The sequence below is a fragment of the Rhizobium sullae genome (genome assembly GCF_900169785.1).
Taxonomy (GTDB): Bacteria; Pseudomonadota; Alphaproteobacteria; order Rhizobiales; family Rhizobiaceae; genus Rhizobium; species Rhizobium sullae.
The window spans coordinates 1-13360 of record NZ_FWER01000093.1; the positions used below are offsets into that span (position 1 = coordinate 1).

Here is a 13360-nt window from a genome sequence, read left to right on the forward strand (position 1 = left end):
CGGTCGTGAAGGGGGGAGGGAGGACGACGATGGCGGAGCCGGTGCTCACCATTCATGGCATGACCAAGCATTTCGGGGCGGTGACGGCGTTGACTGACGTCGATTTCACGCTGGAGCGGGGCGAAGTCCATGCGCTCTGCGGCGAGAACGGCGCCGGCAAATCGACGCTGATGAACATCATCGCCGGTGTGCTGCAGCCGACCGAAGGCGAAATTCGCGTGGACGGCAAGGTCGTGCGCATATCCTCCCCCGCCGCGGCCCAGTCGCTCGGCATCGGGCTCGTACACCAGGAAATCGCGCTCTGCTCGGATGCAACGGTGGCCGAAAACATGTTCATGGCGGCGACCAACCGCCGCAAAGCTCCCTTCATGAACTATCGCGCCCTGGAGCGCGATGCACAGGCCGTCATGAACCGTCTTGCCGCCATCGACGTCCGCCGCAAGGTTGCGGACCTGCCGATTTCCAGCCAGCAACTCGTCGAGATCGCCAAGGCTCTGACGCTCGACTGCCGCGTGCTGATCCTGGACGAGCCTACCGCGGCGCTGACCGAAACCGAGGCGCGCCAGCTTTTTGCGATCATACGCGACCTTAAGGCGAACGGCATTTCGATCATCTATATTAGCCATCGCATGGCCGAGATTTTCAGCCTGTGCGACCGGGTTACCGTGTTCCGTGACGGGCGCTGCGTGTGTACCGGCCACATCGCCGACATCACGCCAGACGACGTGGTGCGCCGCATGGTGGGGCGCGAGATCACGCAGCTCTATCCAGACAAGCTCGGTGCGGACGACGCGTCCGGGGAGACGATCCTGGAGGTCAACAATATCGGCGACGGCGAGCGGTTCCATGATGTGAGCTTTAACCTGCGCAAGGGAGAGATCCTCGGAATCGGGGGCCTCATCGGCTCCGGTCGCACCGAAATCGCCGAAGGCATCTGCGGGCTCAGATCGCGCTCGGCGGGTGCGCTGCGCCTGCATGGCAAGGCGCAGCCTATCCGCGCCTATTCCGATGCCGTGAAGGCCGGCATCGTCTATCTCTCCGAAGACCGCAAGGGGTCGGGTGTGTTTTTAGAAATGTCCATCGCACAGAACATCTCCGTGCTGGACCTTAAGTCGTTGACCAATCCGATCGGCCTGCTGAACCGTCGTGCGGAAGCCGCACTGGCAGAGGATTTCGCGCGTCGGCTGTCGGTTCGCATGGGTGGCATTGAGGCGCCGGTCAAAGCGCTCTCCGGCGGCAATCAGCAGAAGGTCGCGCTCGCCAAGCAGCTTGCGGTGAAGCCGAAAGTCATCCTGATGGACGAACCGACGCGGGGCATCGATGTCGGCGCGAAAGCGGAAATTCACCGCCTGTTGCGCGAGCTTGCGCGGTCGGGCATCGGCATTATCGTCATCTCTTCCGAAATGCCGGAGCTCCTCGGGCTGTGCGACCGCGTGCTTGTCATCCGGGAGGGGCGCATCGCCGGCGAGCTCGGCCCCGACGAGATGACGGAGGAGGCCGTGATCCGCCTCGCTTCGGGGGTGGGAACGGCCAAGGCGGCGAGCCATGCCGCCTGAGGAAAAAGTGGGAGAGACGGGAATGACAATCGACACGTTGGCGACAGGCGCGCCGAAGACATCGTCCTTCAAACGCATCGGCACAATGCGCGAGGCAGGGCTGATCGCGATCATCCTCGCGCTCTGCGTGATCATGAGCTTTGCCTCGCCACACTTCCTGACACTTGGCAATTTCCGCGCCATGCTGATGAGTTTTTCCGTTGAAGGCATCGTCGTCGTAGGCATGACGATCCTGCTCATCGTCGGCGGCATCGACCTTGCGGTCGGCTCCGTCGTCTGCTTTGCGATGGTGCTCTCGGGCTCGCTCTTCCTCGCCGGGCTCGACCCGTGGACGGCCTCGCTCGTCGGCATCCTCGCAAGCAGCGCCATCGGTGGCATCATGGGCTTCTTTGTGACGGTCGTGGGTCTCAACCACTTCATCACATCGCTTGCGGCTATGGTGATCGTCCGTGGCCTCTGCCTCATCATCACAAAGGGTACGCCGCTCTCGCTCTTCACGCTGCCGGCGGGCTTCAAGGCGGTAGGGCAGGGCACTTTTTACGGCGTGCCCTACGTCATCCTGATCTTCGTCGCGGTCGTCATCCTATTCGATTTCCTGCTGCGCCGGGCCACTGCCTTCCGCAAAGTCTTCTATACGGGCAGCAACGAGAAGGCTGCGCTCTATTCCGGCATCAAGACCAATCAGGTGAAATTCTGGGTGACGGTTCTCTGCTCCACGCTCGCCGGGGTCGCAGGCGTCATCTACATGTCCCGCTTCGGCGCGGCGACCCCCACATTCGGCGTCGGCATGGAACTCAACATCATCGCTGCGGCGGTCATCGGCGGCGCCTCGCTCAACGGCGGCTCGGGCACGATACTCGGTGCCATCCTTGGCATCGCGCTTCTCTCTGTCGTCACCAGTTCTCTGATCCTGCTCAATGTTTCAGTCTATTGGCAGGACATGATCAAGGGGTGCATTCTGCTCGCTGCCGTTTCCATCGACCATTTCCTGCACAAGCAGAAGGCTGCCTGACATGCCAATTGCCAAACTGAAACCCAAGATGACAGCACCGCGCGAGGAGATCGTCATCGCCCGCCAGATGCACCAGGCGCTCGTTCTGCACTTTATGGAGGGCCTGACGCAGGCCCAGATCGCCGGCCAGCTCGGTATCTCGCAAGCCACCGTCAACCGCCTCATCAAACGCGGCCGTCAGCTCGGCCTCGTCGAGATTAAGATCAAGTCCCCGGTCGAGCCGCTGGTCGACATGGAGGAGCGGCTTCTGGCACTCGGCGGCATCAGCCGCGCGATCGTGGTCCCGACCGTCTCCGGCAATCCGCAGACCGCGCTTCAGGCGGTCGGAGAGGCGGCGGCTCGCCTGCTGATGGAGGAGATCGGCGACGGCGACACGATCTGCATCACTGGCGGCAAAGGGGTCAGCGCCGTCGTCACCGGTCTGCAACCACCACGCCGTTTTGATGTCGAGGTCATTCCGGCAACTGGCTGCGTGCAGGGCAAGCACTATACCGACGTCAACCATGTTTCGACCCTGATGGCCGACCGGCTCGGGGGACGCTCCTACCAGATTCATGCGCCCCTCTTCGCTGACGATGCCGAGCAGCGGGCGATGCTGATCAACATGCGTTCGGTCGCCGACGTCTTCAAACGTGCGCGCGAGGCGAAGGTGGCGGTGGTCGGCATCGGCTCGATCCTGACGGACGACTCCAGCTATTACGACCTGCATCCTTCCTCCAGTACTGATCGGGTGGCGATCGAGCGCTCGGGCGCAAGCTGCGAACTGCTTGCCCACCTGCTTGATGACCAGGGCCGGGTCTGCGACTACAGCCTCAACCGCTCGCTGGTGTCGCTCACTCTCCCGGAGTTCGCCTCGATCCCGATGAAGATCGGCGTCGCCAGCGGCCCGAACAAGGCGGGCCCGATCCTCAGTGTCCTGCGCGGCAAGCATCTCGACACGCTCGTCACCGACGAGGCGACCGGGGCCCGCATTCTTGAAATTGTATCCGAGGGAGGGGTTTCGGCATGAGCGGCGAACAGCTGATCCGCGAGATCGGGCGCTCCGGCGTCAAGGCGTCGGCCGTGGGGCTCGGCACCTGGGCGATCGGCGGCTGGATGTGGGGCGGAACCGACGAGGCGCAGTCCGTTGCCGCCATCCAGGCCTCGCTCGACGCCGGCGTCACCCTCATTGACACGGCGCCCGCCTACGGGCTCGGCCGCGCGGAGGAAATCGTCGGCAAGGCGCTTGCCGGCCGGCGCGACAAGGCGGTGATCGCCACGAAATGCGGCCTCGTCTGGCATACGCAGAAGGGCAATCACTTCTTCGACCAGGACGGAAAGCCGGTTCACCGCTATCTCGGCCGGGACTCGATCCTCCATGAAGTGGAGGATAGCCTGCGCCGGCTCGGCACGGACCATATCGACCTTTATATTACTCATTGGCAGGACACGACGACGCCCGTCGAGGAGACCGTCGCGGCGCTAGAGGAGTTGCAGCGGGCGGGCAAGATTCGCGCCATCGGCGCCAGCAACGTCAAGCGGTTCCAGCTTGAGCAGTACATAGCTTCTGGTTCGCTTGATGCGATCCAGGAGCGGTTCAGCATGATTGATCGCGAGATCGAGGCGGACCTGCTGCCGCTCACTCTTGCAGACGGAATATCGACACTCAGCTATTCCTCGTTGGCGCTCGGGCTTCTTTCGGGCACCATTGGGCCGGACCGGATCTTCTCCGGCGACGACCAGCGCAAGGACAACCCGCGCTTTTCCGTCGCCAACCGGCAGAAGGTTCGCGATTTCTCCGAGGCGATCCGGCCCGTCGCGGAGCGTCACGGCGCGAGCATCGTCCAGACGGTGATCGCCTGGACGCTGGCGCAGCCAGGTGTGACCTTTGCCCTTTGCGGCGCGCGCAATCCGGCACAGGCACTCGACAACGCGCGGGCCGGCACGCTTCGGCTTTCTGCGGGAGATCTCGCTGCCATCGATTCCGCCCTATCGGCGAAGCTGACCAACATGGACGGGTAACGGATTGACAACATGAACCGTGAAGAGACATTGGACGGGCTTCGCCGGAGCCCGAGGGTGGACGTGTGCGTCCTCGGCGGCGGTATCAACGGTCTCAGCGTGTTCCGCGAGCTGGCGCTGCAGGGCGTCAACGTGCTCATCGTGGAAAAGGGCGACTATTGCTCCGGCGCCAGCGCCGCGCTCTCGCGCATGGTGCATGGCGGTCTGCGCTACCTGGAAAACGGCGAGTTCGACCTGGTGCGGGAATCGCTCGTCGAGCGCGACCGGCTGCTGCGCAACGCCCCTCACTATGTCGCCCCGCTCCCGACCACGGTGCCGATCTTCGATGTCTTTTCCGGTCTCGCCAACGGCATCGTGCGCTTTCTGGGGCTCACCCGCCGGCCTAGCCGCCGCGGCGCCGTCGCCATCAAGGCTGGACTGAGCATCTACGACTTCCTGACGCGCAAGCGTGCCCTGATGCCGCGCCATCAGTTTCGGGGACGCAGGAGCACGCTTTTGAAATGGCCGGCGCTCAACCCGGCGATCCGCAACTCCGCCACCTATTACGATGCCTGGGTGAGTCACCCGGAGCGCGTCGGCATCGAGCTCCTGCGCGATGGGCTCTCGGCCGGCCCGAATGCCCGCGCCTTGAACTATGCGACGATCGAACATGCTCCGGCTGGAGGATTTCTGCTGCACGACGGGGTCTCGGGCGAAACCTTGGCAATCAAGCCGGCACTGGTCATCAACGCGACCGGCGGTTGGATCGACATCGCCAATTATGCACTCTTTTCTGAAGCAGCGCGTCCCGCGCCGCTGATGGGCGGCACGAAGGGCTCGCACCTCATCATCGACAATGAGGGGCTGCGCGACATGCTCGACGGCCACATGATCTATTACGAGAATGACGACGGGCGCATCTGCATCCTCTTTCCCTATCTCGGAAAGGTCTTGGTCGGCTCGACAGATATCCGGGTGGACGACCCCGGCGACGTGCGCTGCGAGGCCGACGAGCGGGAATATATCCTGCAATCGCTCGCCTTCGTGTTGCCGGATGTCCGCATCCGCCCGGAAGAGATTGTCTTCCAGTTCGCCGGCGTGCGCCCGCTGCCGGCAAGCAATGACAGCTTCACCGGCCGCATCCCGCGCGACCATTTCTGCACCGTTCTCGAAGGCCGCGACGGCGGGCCGCCAGTGCTCTGCATGATCGGCGGCAAGTGGACGACCTTCCGCTCCTTCGGCGAACTCGCCGCCGACGTGGCGTTGGAACGGCTTGGCAGGAGCCGCCGCGTCCATACAGCGGATCGCACCTTCGGCGGCGGACGGGCATTTCCGAACGACCGTAGCGGCTGGATCCGGGACCTGTCGGATTCGACAGGCCTTTCGCTCGATCGCGCCGCAACGCTTTTCGAGCGCTACGGCACAGATGCGCAGGACGTCGTCCGCTTCACCGCCGCGGGGCCGGACACCCTCTTGCCTCATGCCGGCTACAGCGCACGGGAACTCCTGCATCTCATCCGCACTGAGGCGGTCGAGCATCTGGATGACCTGCTCCTTCGACGCACAACACTCGCCATCACCGGTGAGCTTTCCCTCGAGATGGTCGAGGTCGCGCTCGACCTCCTCGCCGACGAAAAAGGCTGGCCACTGCAGTGCAAGGCCGAAGAGCGCACCCGTTTTCTCACCCTCATGCGCGAGCGCCACGGCGTCGCGGAGGCAGCCCTTTCCGCACGGAACAAACAAAGGAGCGTACTATGCGAGACAACCGCAAGATCCGGATGAACCGGCTGTTCGGCAACGGCCGTTGCCTGGATGTGGCGATCGATCACGGCGTGTGCAACGAACCGTCGTTCCTCGACGGACTGGAGGACATGCCGGCTGTCGTAAAAGCGCTGGTCGATGCGAAACCTGATGCGATCCAGATGAACTACGGCCAAGCCGACCTGCTGCAGGACATTCCCGGCAAGGAGAAGCCGGCGCTCGTCATGCGCATCGACATGGGCAACCCCTATAACCGGATCCGCCATCGCGACATGTGGGCGGTGTTGCAGAACGAGGCGGAGCCGTTGATCGGCGCGTTGCAGATGGATGCCGTCTGCGTGGTGCTCAACCTCTTCATGCTGCCGGACGAGCCGGATCTGTTCCGCCAATGCGTGCAGAACATTTCTCGTGTGCGGGCAGACTGCGAAAAGTACGGCGTGCCGCTGATGATCGAGCCGCTTGTCATGCAGCCGGTCACCGAGCGCGGCGGCTACATGGTCGATGGCAATGCCGACAAGATCGTCACTCTGACACGGCTTGCCCGTGAGATGGGCGCGGACATCATCAAGGCGGACCCGACGACGAATATAGAGGAGTTCCACCGCGTGGTTGAGGCGGCGCGCTGCCCGGTTCTGGTGCGCGGCGGCGGCAAGGAAGACCTGCGCGCTGTGTTCGACAAGTCCGCGGCCTTGATGCGGCAGGGCGCGATGGGCATGGTCTATGGACGCAACATCTACCAACATGCCAATCCGAGCGCCGTGGTGCGCGGGCTCATGGCGATCGTGCACGAGGATGCGAGCGGCGAGGACGCCGTCGCGCTCTACCAGCAGCGCTGATGGCCTAACCGAACCTTGGGAGGGGTTTTGAATGGGAGACTATCTTTTAGGGATCGACGCGGGCAACACCGTGATCAAGGCGGTAATCTTCGACAGGAAGGGCCGGGAACTGGCTCATGTGGGGGAAGAGGGCCACAGCCGCATGCCATACCCCGGCCATGTCGAGCGCAATCTCAGCGAGCTCTGGGCGAATGCCAAGCGTGTCATCCGCACCTGCCTGGACAAGGCGGGCATCGCGGCGACCGATATCGCCGCTATCGGGTGTGCCGGCCATGGCAACGGGCTTTATGCGCTCGACCGGGAGGGCGAACCGCTCCTCGGCATCCAGTCGCTCGACACGCGGGCGATAGGTCTCGTTGAGGAATGGGCGGCGGAAGGCGTGGGCGACCGGACCTATCCGATCGGCCGCCAGCGCCCGTGGCCCTCACAGACGCCAACGCTTCTTGCCTGGCTGAAGCGTCACAGGCCGGAGCTTTTCGAGCGCATCGGCACAGTGTTCTTTTCCAAGGATTTCGTCGTCAACCGTCTGACCGGCCGCCGCGTCAGCGAGGTGTCGGACATGTCCGGCGCCGGTCTGCTTGATCTCGCCGCCCGCCGCTACGACCAGACACTGATGGCTGCCTATGGGCTGGCCGACTGCATGGACCTGCTGCCGCCGCTCATCGAAAGCGCCGACATCGCCGGTACCGTGACGGAAGAGGTTGCTGCGGAAACCGGACTTGCAGCTGGCACCCCAGTCATCGGTGGGCTGTTCGACGTCGTTGCCTCAGCGCTCGGCTCGGGCGTTTCGCGCACTGGCAGCGCCTCGATCATCGCAGGGACGTGGAGCATCAATCAGGTGATCATCGATGGCCCTGTCCTCGATGGGCCGGTCTTCATGTCCTCGACTTTCGACCGTAGCCGTTACATGGCGATGGAAAACAGCGCGACCTCGGCCGCCAATCTGGAATGGCTGGTGCGGGAGTTCTTCGAGGGGGAACATCTGGATGGCATGTCGCCCTTCGACGCCTGCTGCGCTTTGGCGGCGGCGATCGAGCCGGCATCCGACGATCCGATCTATCATCCCTATCTCTACGGTGCCCAGCAGGACGGCCATGCGCGGGCCGGCTTTTATGGAGTTGCCGGCTGGCACGGCAAAGGGCATCTGGTCCGCGCGCTTCTGGAAGGCGTGGTCTTCGGGCATCGCCAGCATATCGAGGCGATCCGCAAGGCGGGTGCCAGCTTTGAAGAGGCCGTGCTGTCGGGCGGCGGATCACGCAGCCGCCTCTGGCCGCAGATATTCGCCGATGTGCTGGGCATGCCGGTTTCCGTCGCTGTCTCGCGGGAAACGGGTGCACTGGGGGCGGCGATTGCGGCGGGAACGGGCGTCGGCCTCTTTGCAGATTTCACGGAAGGGGCAGATGCCATGGTGCGGGTCGACCGGCACTACAGGCCGAACGATGCGCTGGCGGCGCACTACAACAGGCGCTATGCGCTGTACAAGGATATTGCAGACGCGATGACCCCGCTCTGGCGGCGGCTTTCGGGCCACGTGGCGGGATCTGTGGCATGACGGTGCACAGCACTGAAATGCCCGTGGACGAAGGCAGCTACGATTTCATCGTCGTCGGTGCGGGCTCGGCCGGCTGCGTCCTGGCGAACCGCCTGTCGGCCGATCCGAGGAACCGGGTCCTGCTGCTCGAAGCAGGCGGCAGCGACCGCTACCACTGGGTCCATGTGCCGATCGGCTATCTCTATTGCATGGGCAATCCGCGCACCGACTGGATGATGAAGACGGCTGCCGAAGCCGGCCTCAACGGCCGCGCGCTGAACTATCCGCGCGGTAAGGTCCTCGGGGGCTGCTCGTCGATCAACGGCATGATCTACATGCGCGGACAGGCGGCCGACTACGACGGCTGGCGCCAGGCCGGTAACGAGGGCTGGGGCTGGGACGACGTCCTGCCCTACTTCTTGAAGTCAGAAGATAACTATCGTGGCACGTCCGCGATGCACGGCGCCGGCGGCGAATGGCGCGTCGAGCGCCAACGACTCTCCTGGCCGATCCTCGATGCCTTTCGCGACGCGGCGGAAGAGCTCGGCATTCCGAAGACCGACGACTTCAACAACGGTGACAACGAGGGCTCCGGTTATTTCGAGGTCAACCAGCGCGGCGGCGTGCGCTGGAACACAACAAAAGCCTTCCTGCGGCCGGCAATGAAACGCAAGAATCTGCGCCTGCTCACTGGCGCCGAAACGGAGCGACTTGAATTCGACGGAAAGACGGTCACCGGCGTGCGTTTCCAGCATCGCGGGCGCCCCTGTGTCGCTCGTGCAGCCCGGGAGGTCGTGCTGTCGGCTGGTGCGATCAATTCGCCGAAAATTCTGGAGTTATCGGGCGTCGGCCGACCGCAGGTGCTCTCCGCCATCGGCATTCCCGTCCACCACGATCTTCCGGGTGTCGGAGAGAACCTTCAGGACCACCTTCAGATACGCACCGTCTTCAAGATCGAAGGCGCGCGCACGCTGAACCAGCTCTATCACAGCCTCTTCAGCCGCGCCGGCATGGGTTTGCAATATGCCATCAGCCGGTCCGGCCCGCTCTCCATGGCGCCGAGCCAACTCGGTATCTTTGCCAAGAGCGATCCGGCGGTCTCGACGGCCGATCTCGAGTACCACGTCCAGCCGCTCAGCACCGACCGGCTTGGCGAGCCGCTCCATCGCTATCCGGCTGTCACGGTGTCCGTCTGCAATCTCCGGCCCGAAAGCCGCGGCACGGTGCATATGACTACATGCGACGCGGCGCTGCCGCCGGAAATCCGCCCGAATTATCTCTCCACCGCCGGCGACCGGATTTTGGCGGCACGGTCCATCTGCCACGCTCGCACCCTTATGAAAACGAAGGCGCTTGCGCGCTTCCGGCCGCAGGAAATGCTTCCCGGGCGGGAGCACGACGGCGAAGAGGATCTGATCCGCCGGGCCGGCGATATCGCGACGACCATTTTTCACCCGGTTGGCACGTGCAAGATGGGGAATGACATTTTGGCGGTGGTGGACCCGAAGCTGCGTGTGCAAGGGATCGGCAGGTTGCGTATTGTCGACGCCTCAATCATGCCGACGATTGTCTCCGGCAATACGAACTCACCGGTAATCATGATCGCGGAGAAGGCATCGGAAATCATTCTGAAGTAATTGCGAACATTAATCGGAAATCTTCTCGAAGCCGGCGCTAACCTTCACCTTCCATCGCGGTGAGGCCTTTGATGTTCAAGGGCTTCCTGACGCAGCGAGACCCGAAATTCGACCCGTTCTTCACCTCTACGACTAATGGTCGCCGCGCCGCAAAAGCCTTTCTGGGAAGACTGAAGGAGCGCAAGGCAGATCGTGATGAAGGACCACACCCGGTGCCTTCCGGCGGCACGCTTTCCGAACGTGTAGACGTCATCAAGCAGTTATTGCTGATGGCCATCGAAGCGGCCCGCTACAGGGCGTGCTGATGGTCTTGAAGCCGACGATGGCATGACGCTGCGGAGCAAGACGCAGGACCAGCCCCTATGGTTCCTCATTGAGGTTGTGAAAGTGCGGAAGTAGGTCTGCCGGGTCCGTCATCAATCCAGGCGAGCGTCTCCGTCAATATCTCCTTCGACAAGTCGGGATCGACCATCGCCCGTGCCAGGATCGTTGCGCCGACCATCGCGGACCAGCTTGCGATCGCCCGGCGGCGGCGGTCGGCTTCGGCGGGCCCTTCAACCTTCTCGCTCATCCAGTCTATTTGTGTTCGCACGCCGTCCGTCAACGCCGCACGGGCCTCTGGTGTCTGGCGCAGCGTGTCGGCGGCAAGTCCGGAAATTGGACAGCCACCAGCCCTGTTGTCGCGATGGCGCGGCGATAGATACTCCTCCATGTATGCGCGAAGGGGAAGTGTCGCGCCATTGCGTTGGCCAAGCGCGTGAGCAAGCGCTTGGACGATGAGGTCATCCTTCGAGCTGAAATGACCGTAGAAGCTGCCATGCGTGAGTCCCGCGGCCTTCATGACCTCTGCGACGCCGACTGCCTCAAATCCTTTCTCCCGAAACAATCGGCTTGCGATCTCCAGAATCCTTTGGCGGTTTTTGGCCATCTGTTCGCGGCTAATCTTCATTTTGAGATTTCTCCATGTCTGCCATTGACTTTTTTATGATAGCCATCACCTTAAGGCCGTAATTAGTATCGTCATCATAAATATACAGCACTCATCGAAAGAGAACAAGGCAATGGCTGAAACTCCCACCGTCCTCATCACCGGCGCGTCCTCGGGTATTGGAGCGGCATATGCAGAACGCTTCGCCCGGCGTGGGCACGATCTCGTACTGGTCGCCCGCAATAAGGCAAGACTGGAGGCTGTCTCGGGACGAATCCGCGACGAAACCGGCGCGACGGTCGACATTCTGCAGGCCGATGTCACAAATTCCGATGATCTTGCGGCCGTGGAAACGCGACTACGCGACGATCACAGGATCGGAATTCTTGTCAACAATGCCGGTGCGAGCCTGGGAGGAACATTTGTGGATCAAGCTGCCAATGATCTCTCCCAACTTATCGCGCTCAATGCGACGGCGGTTGCTCGCCTCGCCAGTGCCGTGGCGCCACGCTTCATCGAGGCGGGCTCGGGCGCGATCATCAACGTCTCCTCGGTCGTAGGGCTTGCCCCGGAATTCGGTATGTCCGTCTACGGCGCGACCAAAGCGTTCGTGACGTTTCTCTCCCAAGGGCTCAGCCTCGAACTCGGTCCCAAGGGGATCTATGTGCAAGCAGTTTTGCCTGCGGCGACGCGGACGGAGCTCTGGGAGCTTGTCGGCATTGACGTCAACACGCTTCCGGGGGTGATGGAAGTGGGAGAACTTGTGGATGCAGCCTTGGCAGGCTTTGACAGGCGCGAGTCCGTCACCATCCCGCCGCTGCACGATGCCGCCCAATGGGAAGCCTATCATGCTGCGCGCCAAGCGATGATCCCAGGATTTGCACAGGTCCGTGCGGCAGAACGCTATCGCTCCGCCCAGTAGCGCCTCCTGTAGAACGCGCCGTAGCTGGCACAGGCCGTGCTGCAAAAGGCCAGCCGGTCTGTGCTGCCGGCGCGAAACCCTGACCTGACAGAGATTCACCAACTCCAGACGAAAGACATGCAATGACCGATAACGCACTCTTTGAACCCTATAAGCTCGGAACCCTGACGCTGGCGAACCGTATCGTCATGGCGCCTTTGACCCGCAACAGAGCCGGCCCCGGCTTCGTGCCGGGTGATATTGCCGCGAAATACTATTCCCAGCGCGCGACAGCAGGCTTGATCATATCGGAAGGTGCGCAGATTTCGCAGGAGGGGCAGGGCTATCAGGATACACCGGGGATTTATACACAAGCTCAGATCGCCGGGTGGCGGAAAGTGACCGACGCAGTGCACGCCAAAGGCGGACGCATCTTTCTGCAGCTCTGGCATGTGGGTCGTGTTTCGCATGTCGATCTGCAGCCGAATGCGCAGGCACCGGTCGCGCCATCCGCTATCAAGGCTGAAACCAAGGTCTTCGTGAACAATGCGTTCGCCGATGTGTCTGAACCTCGCGCCCTCGAACTTGATGAGATCCAAGGCATCATTGCAGATTTTCGTCGCGCCGCCGCCAACGCAATTGCTGCGGGCTTCGATGGTGTCGAAGTCCATGGCGCCAATGGCTATCTGCTGGAACAGTTTATCAAGGATGGCTCCAACACGCGTACTGACGCCTATGGTGGCTCAATCGAACATCGTGCACGGATGATACTTGAGGTCACTGCCGCAGTTGCTGCAGAGGTCGGTGCACAGCGGACGGGAGTCCGGATCTCGCCGGTCAACGCCGTCACGTCGACCGATTCGCAGGCTCAATTCAACTACATCGCCGAGAAACTTGGCCAGATGGATATTGCCTATCTTCATGTCGTTGAAGGTGCGCGAAGCGGGCCGCATGATGTTGCTCCCTTCGATTACGCAGAGCTCAGGGCCAAGTTCGGGAACACGTACATTGCAAACAACGGCTACAACTTAGAACGCGCAACGTCGCGATTGACGAAGGGCGAGGCTGATCTGTTTTCCTTTGGCCGGCCATTTATCGCCAATCCTGATCTCGTGGAGAGGCTGAAGACTGCTGTTCCGCTGGCAGAGTTGAACCCAGCGACCATCTACGGCGGCGGCGCCGAAGGATATACCGACTATCCCTCCATCGCCGCCTCGA

11 protein-coding genes and 1 pseudogene are annotated in these 13360 nt (G+C 62.4%); 11 read left to right on the plus strand and 1 reads right to left on the minus strand.

Going from position 1 to position 13360, the window contains the following annotated elements:
• Positions 1 to 29: 29 nt before the first annotated feature.
• The 9 genes and pseudogenes from BN1800_RS37380 to BN1800_RS37420 all read left to right on the plus strand — a co-directional run.
• A complete protein-coding gene (locus BN1800_RS37380; protein ID WP_087005670.1) occupies positions 30 to 1556 on the plus strand; it encodes a sugar ABC transporter ATP-binding protein in 1527 nt (508 codons plus the stop codon).
• Between the two features lie 22 nt (positions 1557 to 1578).
• Positions 1579 to 2568 carry an ABC transporter permease gene (locus BN1800_RS37385; protein ID WP_027509079.1) on the plus strand — a complete coding sequence of 330 codons (990 nt, stop codon included), beginning with the start codon at positions 1579 to 1581 and terminating at the stop codon, positions 2566 to 2568.
• Between the two features lies 1 nt (position 2569).
• Positions 2570 to 3577, plus strand: a complete 1008-nt coding sequence (locus tag BN1800_RS37390) for a sugar-binding transcriptional regulator (protein WP_087005676.1) — start codon at positions 2570 to 2572, stop codon at positions 3575 to 3577.
• Positions 3574 to 4569, plus strand: a complete 996-nt coding sequence (locus BN1800_RS37395; RefSeq protein WP_087005678.1) for an aldo/keto reductase — start codon at positions 3574 to 3576, stop codon at positions 4567 to 4569. The genes BN1800_RS37390 and BN1800_RS37395 overlap by 4 nt, the downstream gene beginning before the upstream one ends.
• Before the next feature lie 12 nt (positions 4570 to 4581).
• A complete protein-coding gene (locus tag BN1800_RS37400) occupies positions 4582 to 6330 on the plus strand; it encodes a glycerol-3-phosphate dehydrogenase/oxidase (protein ID WP_087005681.1) in 1749 nt (582 codons plus the stop codon).
• Complete coding sequence (locus BN1800_RS37405; protein WP_037141379.1) at positions 6303 to 7145, plus strand: class I fructose-bisphosphate aldolase; 843 nt, start codon at positions 6303 to 6305, stop codon at positions 7143 to 7145. Before BN1800_RS37400 ends, BN1800_RS37405 begins: the two co-directional genes overlap by 28 nt.
• Before the next feature lie 31 nt (positions 7146 to 7176).
• The gene (locus tag BN1800_RS37410) at positions 7177 to 8697 is read left to right on the plus strand and encodes an FGGY-family carbohydrate kinase (protein ID WP_087005684.1); all 1521 of its coding nucleotides are present in this window, start codon (positions 7177 to 7179) and stop codon (positions 8695 to 8697) included.
• Positions 8694 to 10313: a GMC family oxidoreductase gene (locus BN1800_RS37415; protein ID WP_179214001.1), complete on the plus strand. Its 1620-nt coding sequence runs from the start codon at positions 8694 to 8696 to the stop codon at positions 10311 to 10313. The genes BN1800_RS37410 and BN1800_RS37415 overlap by 4 nt, the downstream gene beginning before the upstream one ends.
• 65 nt (positions 10314 to 10378) lie before the next feature.
• Positions 10379 to 10525 (plus strand): annotated as a pseudogene (locus BN1800_RS37420) (alpha/beta fold hydrolase); the annotation flags it as partial.
• A gap of 158 nt (positions 10526 to 10683) precedes the next feature.
• On the opposite strand, the gene BN1800_RS37425 reads toward BN1800_RS37420, so the two are convergent.
• A complete protein-coding gene (locus BN1800_RS37425; protein WP_087005687.1) occupies positions 10684 to 11262 on the minus strand; it encodes a TetR/AcrR family transcriptional regulator in 579 nt (192 codons plus the stop codon).
• A 112-nt stretch (positions 11263 to 11374) separates the two neighbouring features.
• Here BN1800_RS37425 and BN1800_RS37430 point away from each other — a divergent pair, with 112 nt between their 5' ends.
• Positions 11375 to 12163 (plus strand): SDR family NAD(P)-dependent oxidoreductase, encoded by a 789-nt coding sequence (locus tag BN1800_RS37430; RefSeq protein WP_087005689.1) that lies wholly within the window; start codon positions 11375 to 11377, stop codon positions 12161 to 12163.
• 122 nt (positions 12164 to 12285) lie between these two features.
• A partial coding sequence (locus tag BN1800_RS37435; protein WP_087005692.1) for an alkene reductase occupies positions 12286 to 13360 on the plus strand: 1075 nt, incomplete at its 3' end.

What these genes read in the sequence shown, in the direction of transcription:
- BN1800_RS37380 (WP_087005670.1), top strand. Translation starts at nt 30, where the DNA reads ATGGCGGAGCCGGTGCTCACCATTCATGGCATGACCAAGCATTTCGGG.
- BN1800_RS37385 (WP_027509079.1), top strand. Translation starts at nt 1,579, where the DNA reads ATGACAATCGACACGTTGGCGACAGGCGCGCCGAAGACATCGTCCTTC.
- BN1800_RS37390 (WP_087005676.1), top strand. Translation starts at nt 2,570, where the DNA reads ATGCCAATTGCCAAACTGAAACCCAAGATGACAGCACCGCGCGAGGAG.
- BN1800_RS37395 (WP_087005678.1), top strand. Translation starts at nt 3,574, where the DNA reads ATGAGCGGCGAACAGCTGATCCGCGAGATCGGGCGCTCCGGCGTCAAG.
- BN1800_RS37400 (WP_087005681.1), top strand. Translation starts at nt 4,582, where the DNA reads ATGAACCGTGAAGAGACATTGGACGGGCTTCGCCGGAGCCCGAGGGTG.
- BN1800_RS37405 (WP_037141379.1), top strand. Translation starts at nt 6,303, where the DNA reads ATGCGAGACAACCGCAAGATCCGGATGAACCGGCTGTTCGGCAACGGC.
- BN1800_RS37410 (WP_087005684.1), top strand. Translation starts at nt 7,177, where the DNA reads ATGGGAGACTATCTTTTAGGGATCGACGCGGGCAACACCGTGATCAAG.
- BN1800_RS37415 (WP_179214001.1), top strand. Translation starts at nt 8,694, where the DNA reads ATGACGGTGCACAGCACTGAAATGCCCGTGGACGAAGGCAGCTACGAT.
- BN1800_RS37425 (WP_087005687.1), bottom strand. Translation starts at nt 11,262, where the DNA reads ATGAAGATTAGCCGCGAACAGATGGCCAAAAACCGCCAAAGGATTCTG.
- BN1800_RS37430 (WP_087005689.1), top strand. Translation starts at nt 11,375, where the DNA reads ATGGCTGAAACTCCCACCGTCCTCATCACCGGCGCGTCCTCGGGTATT.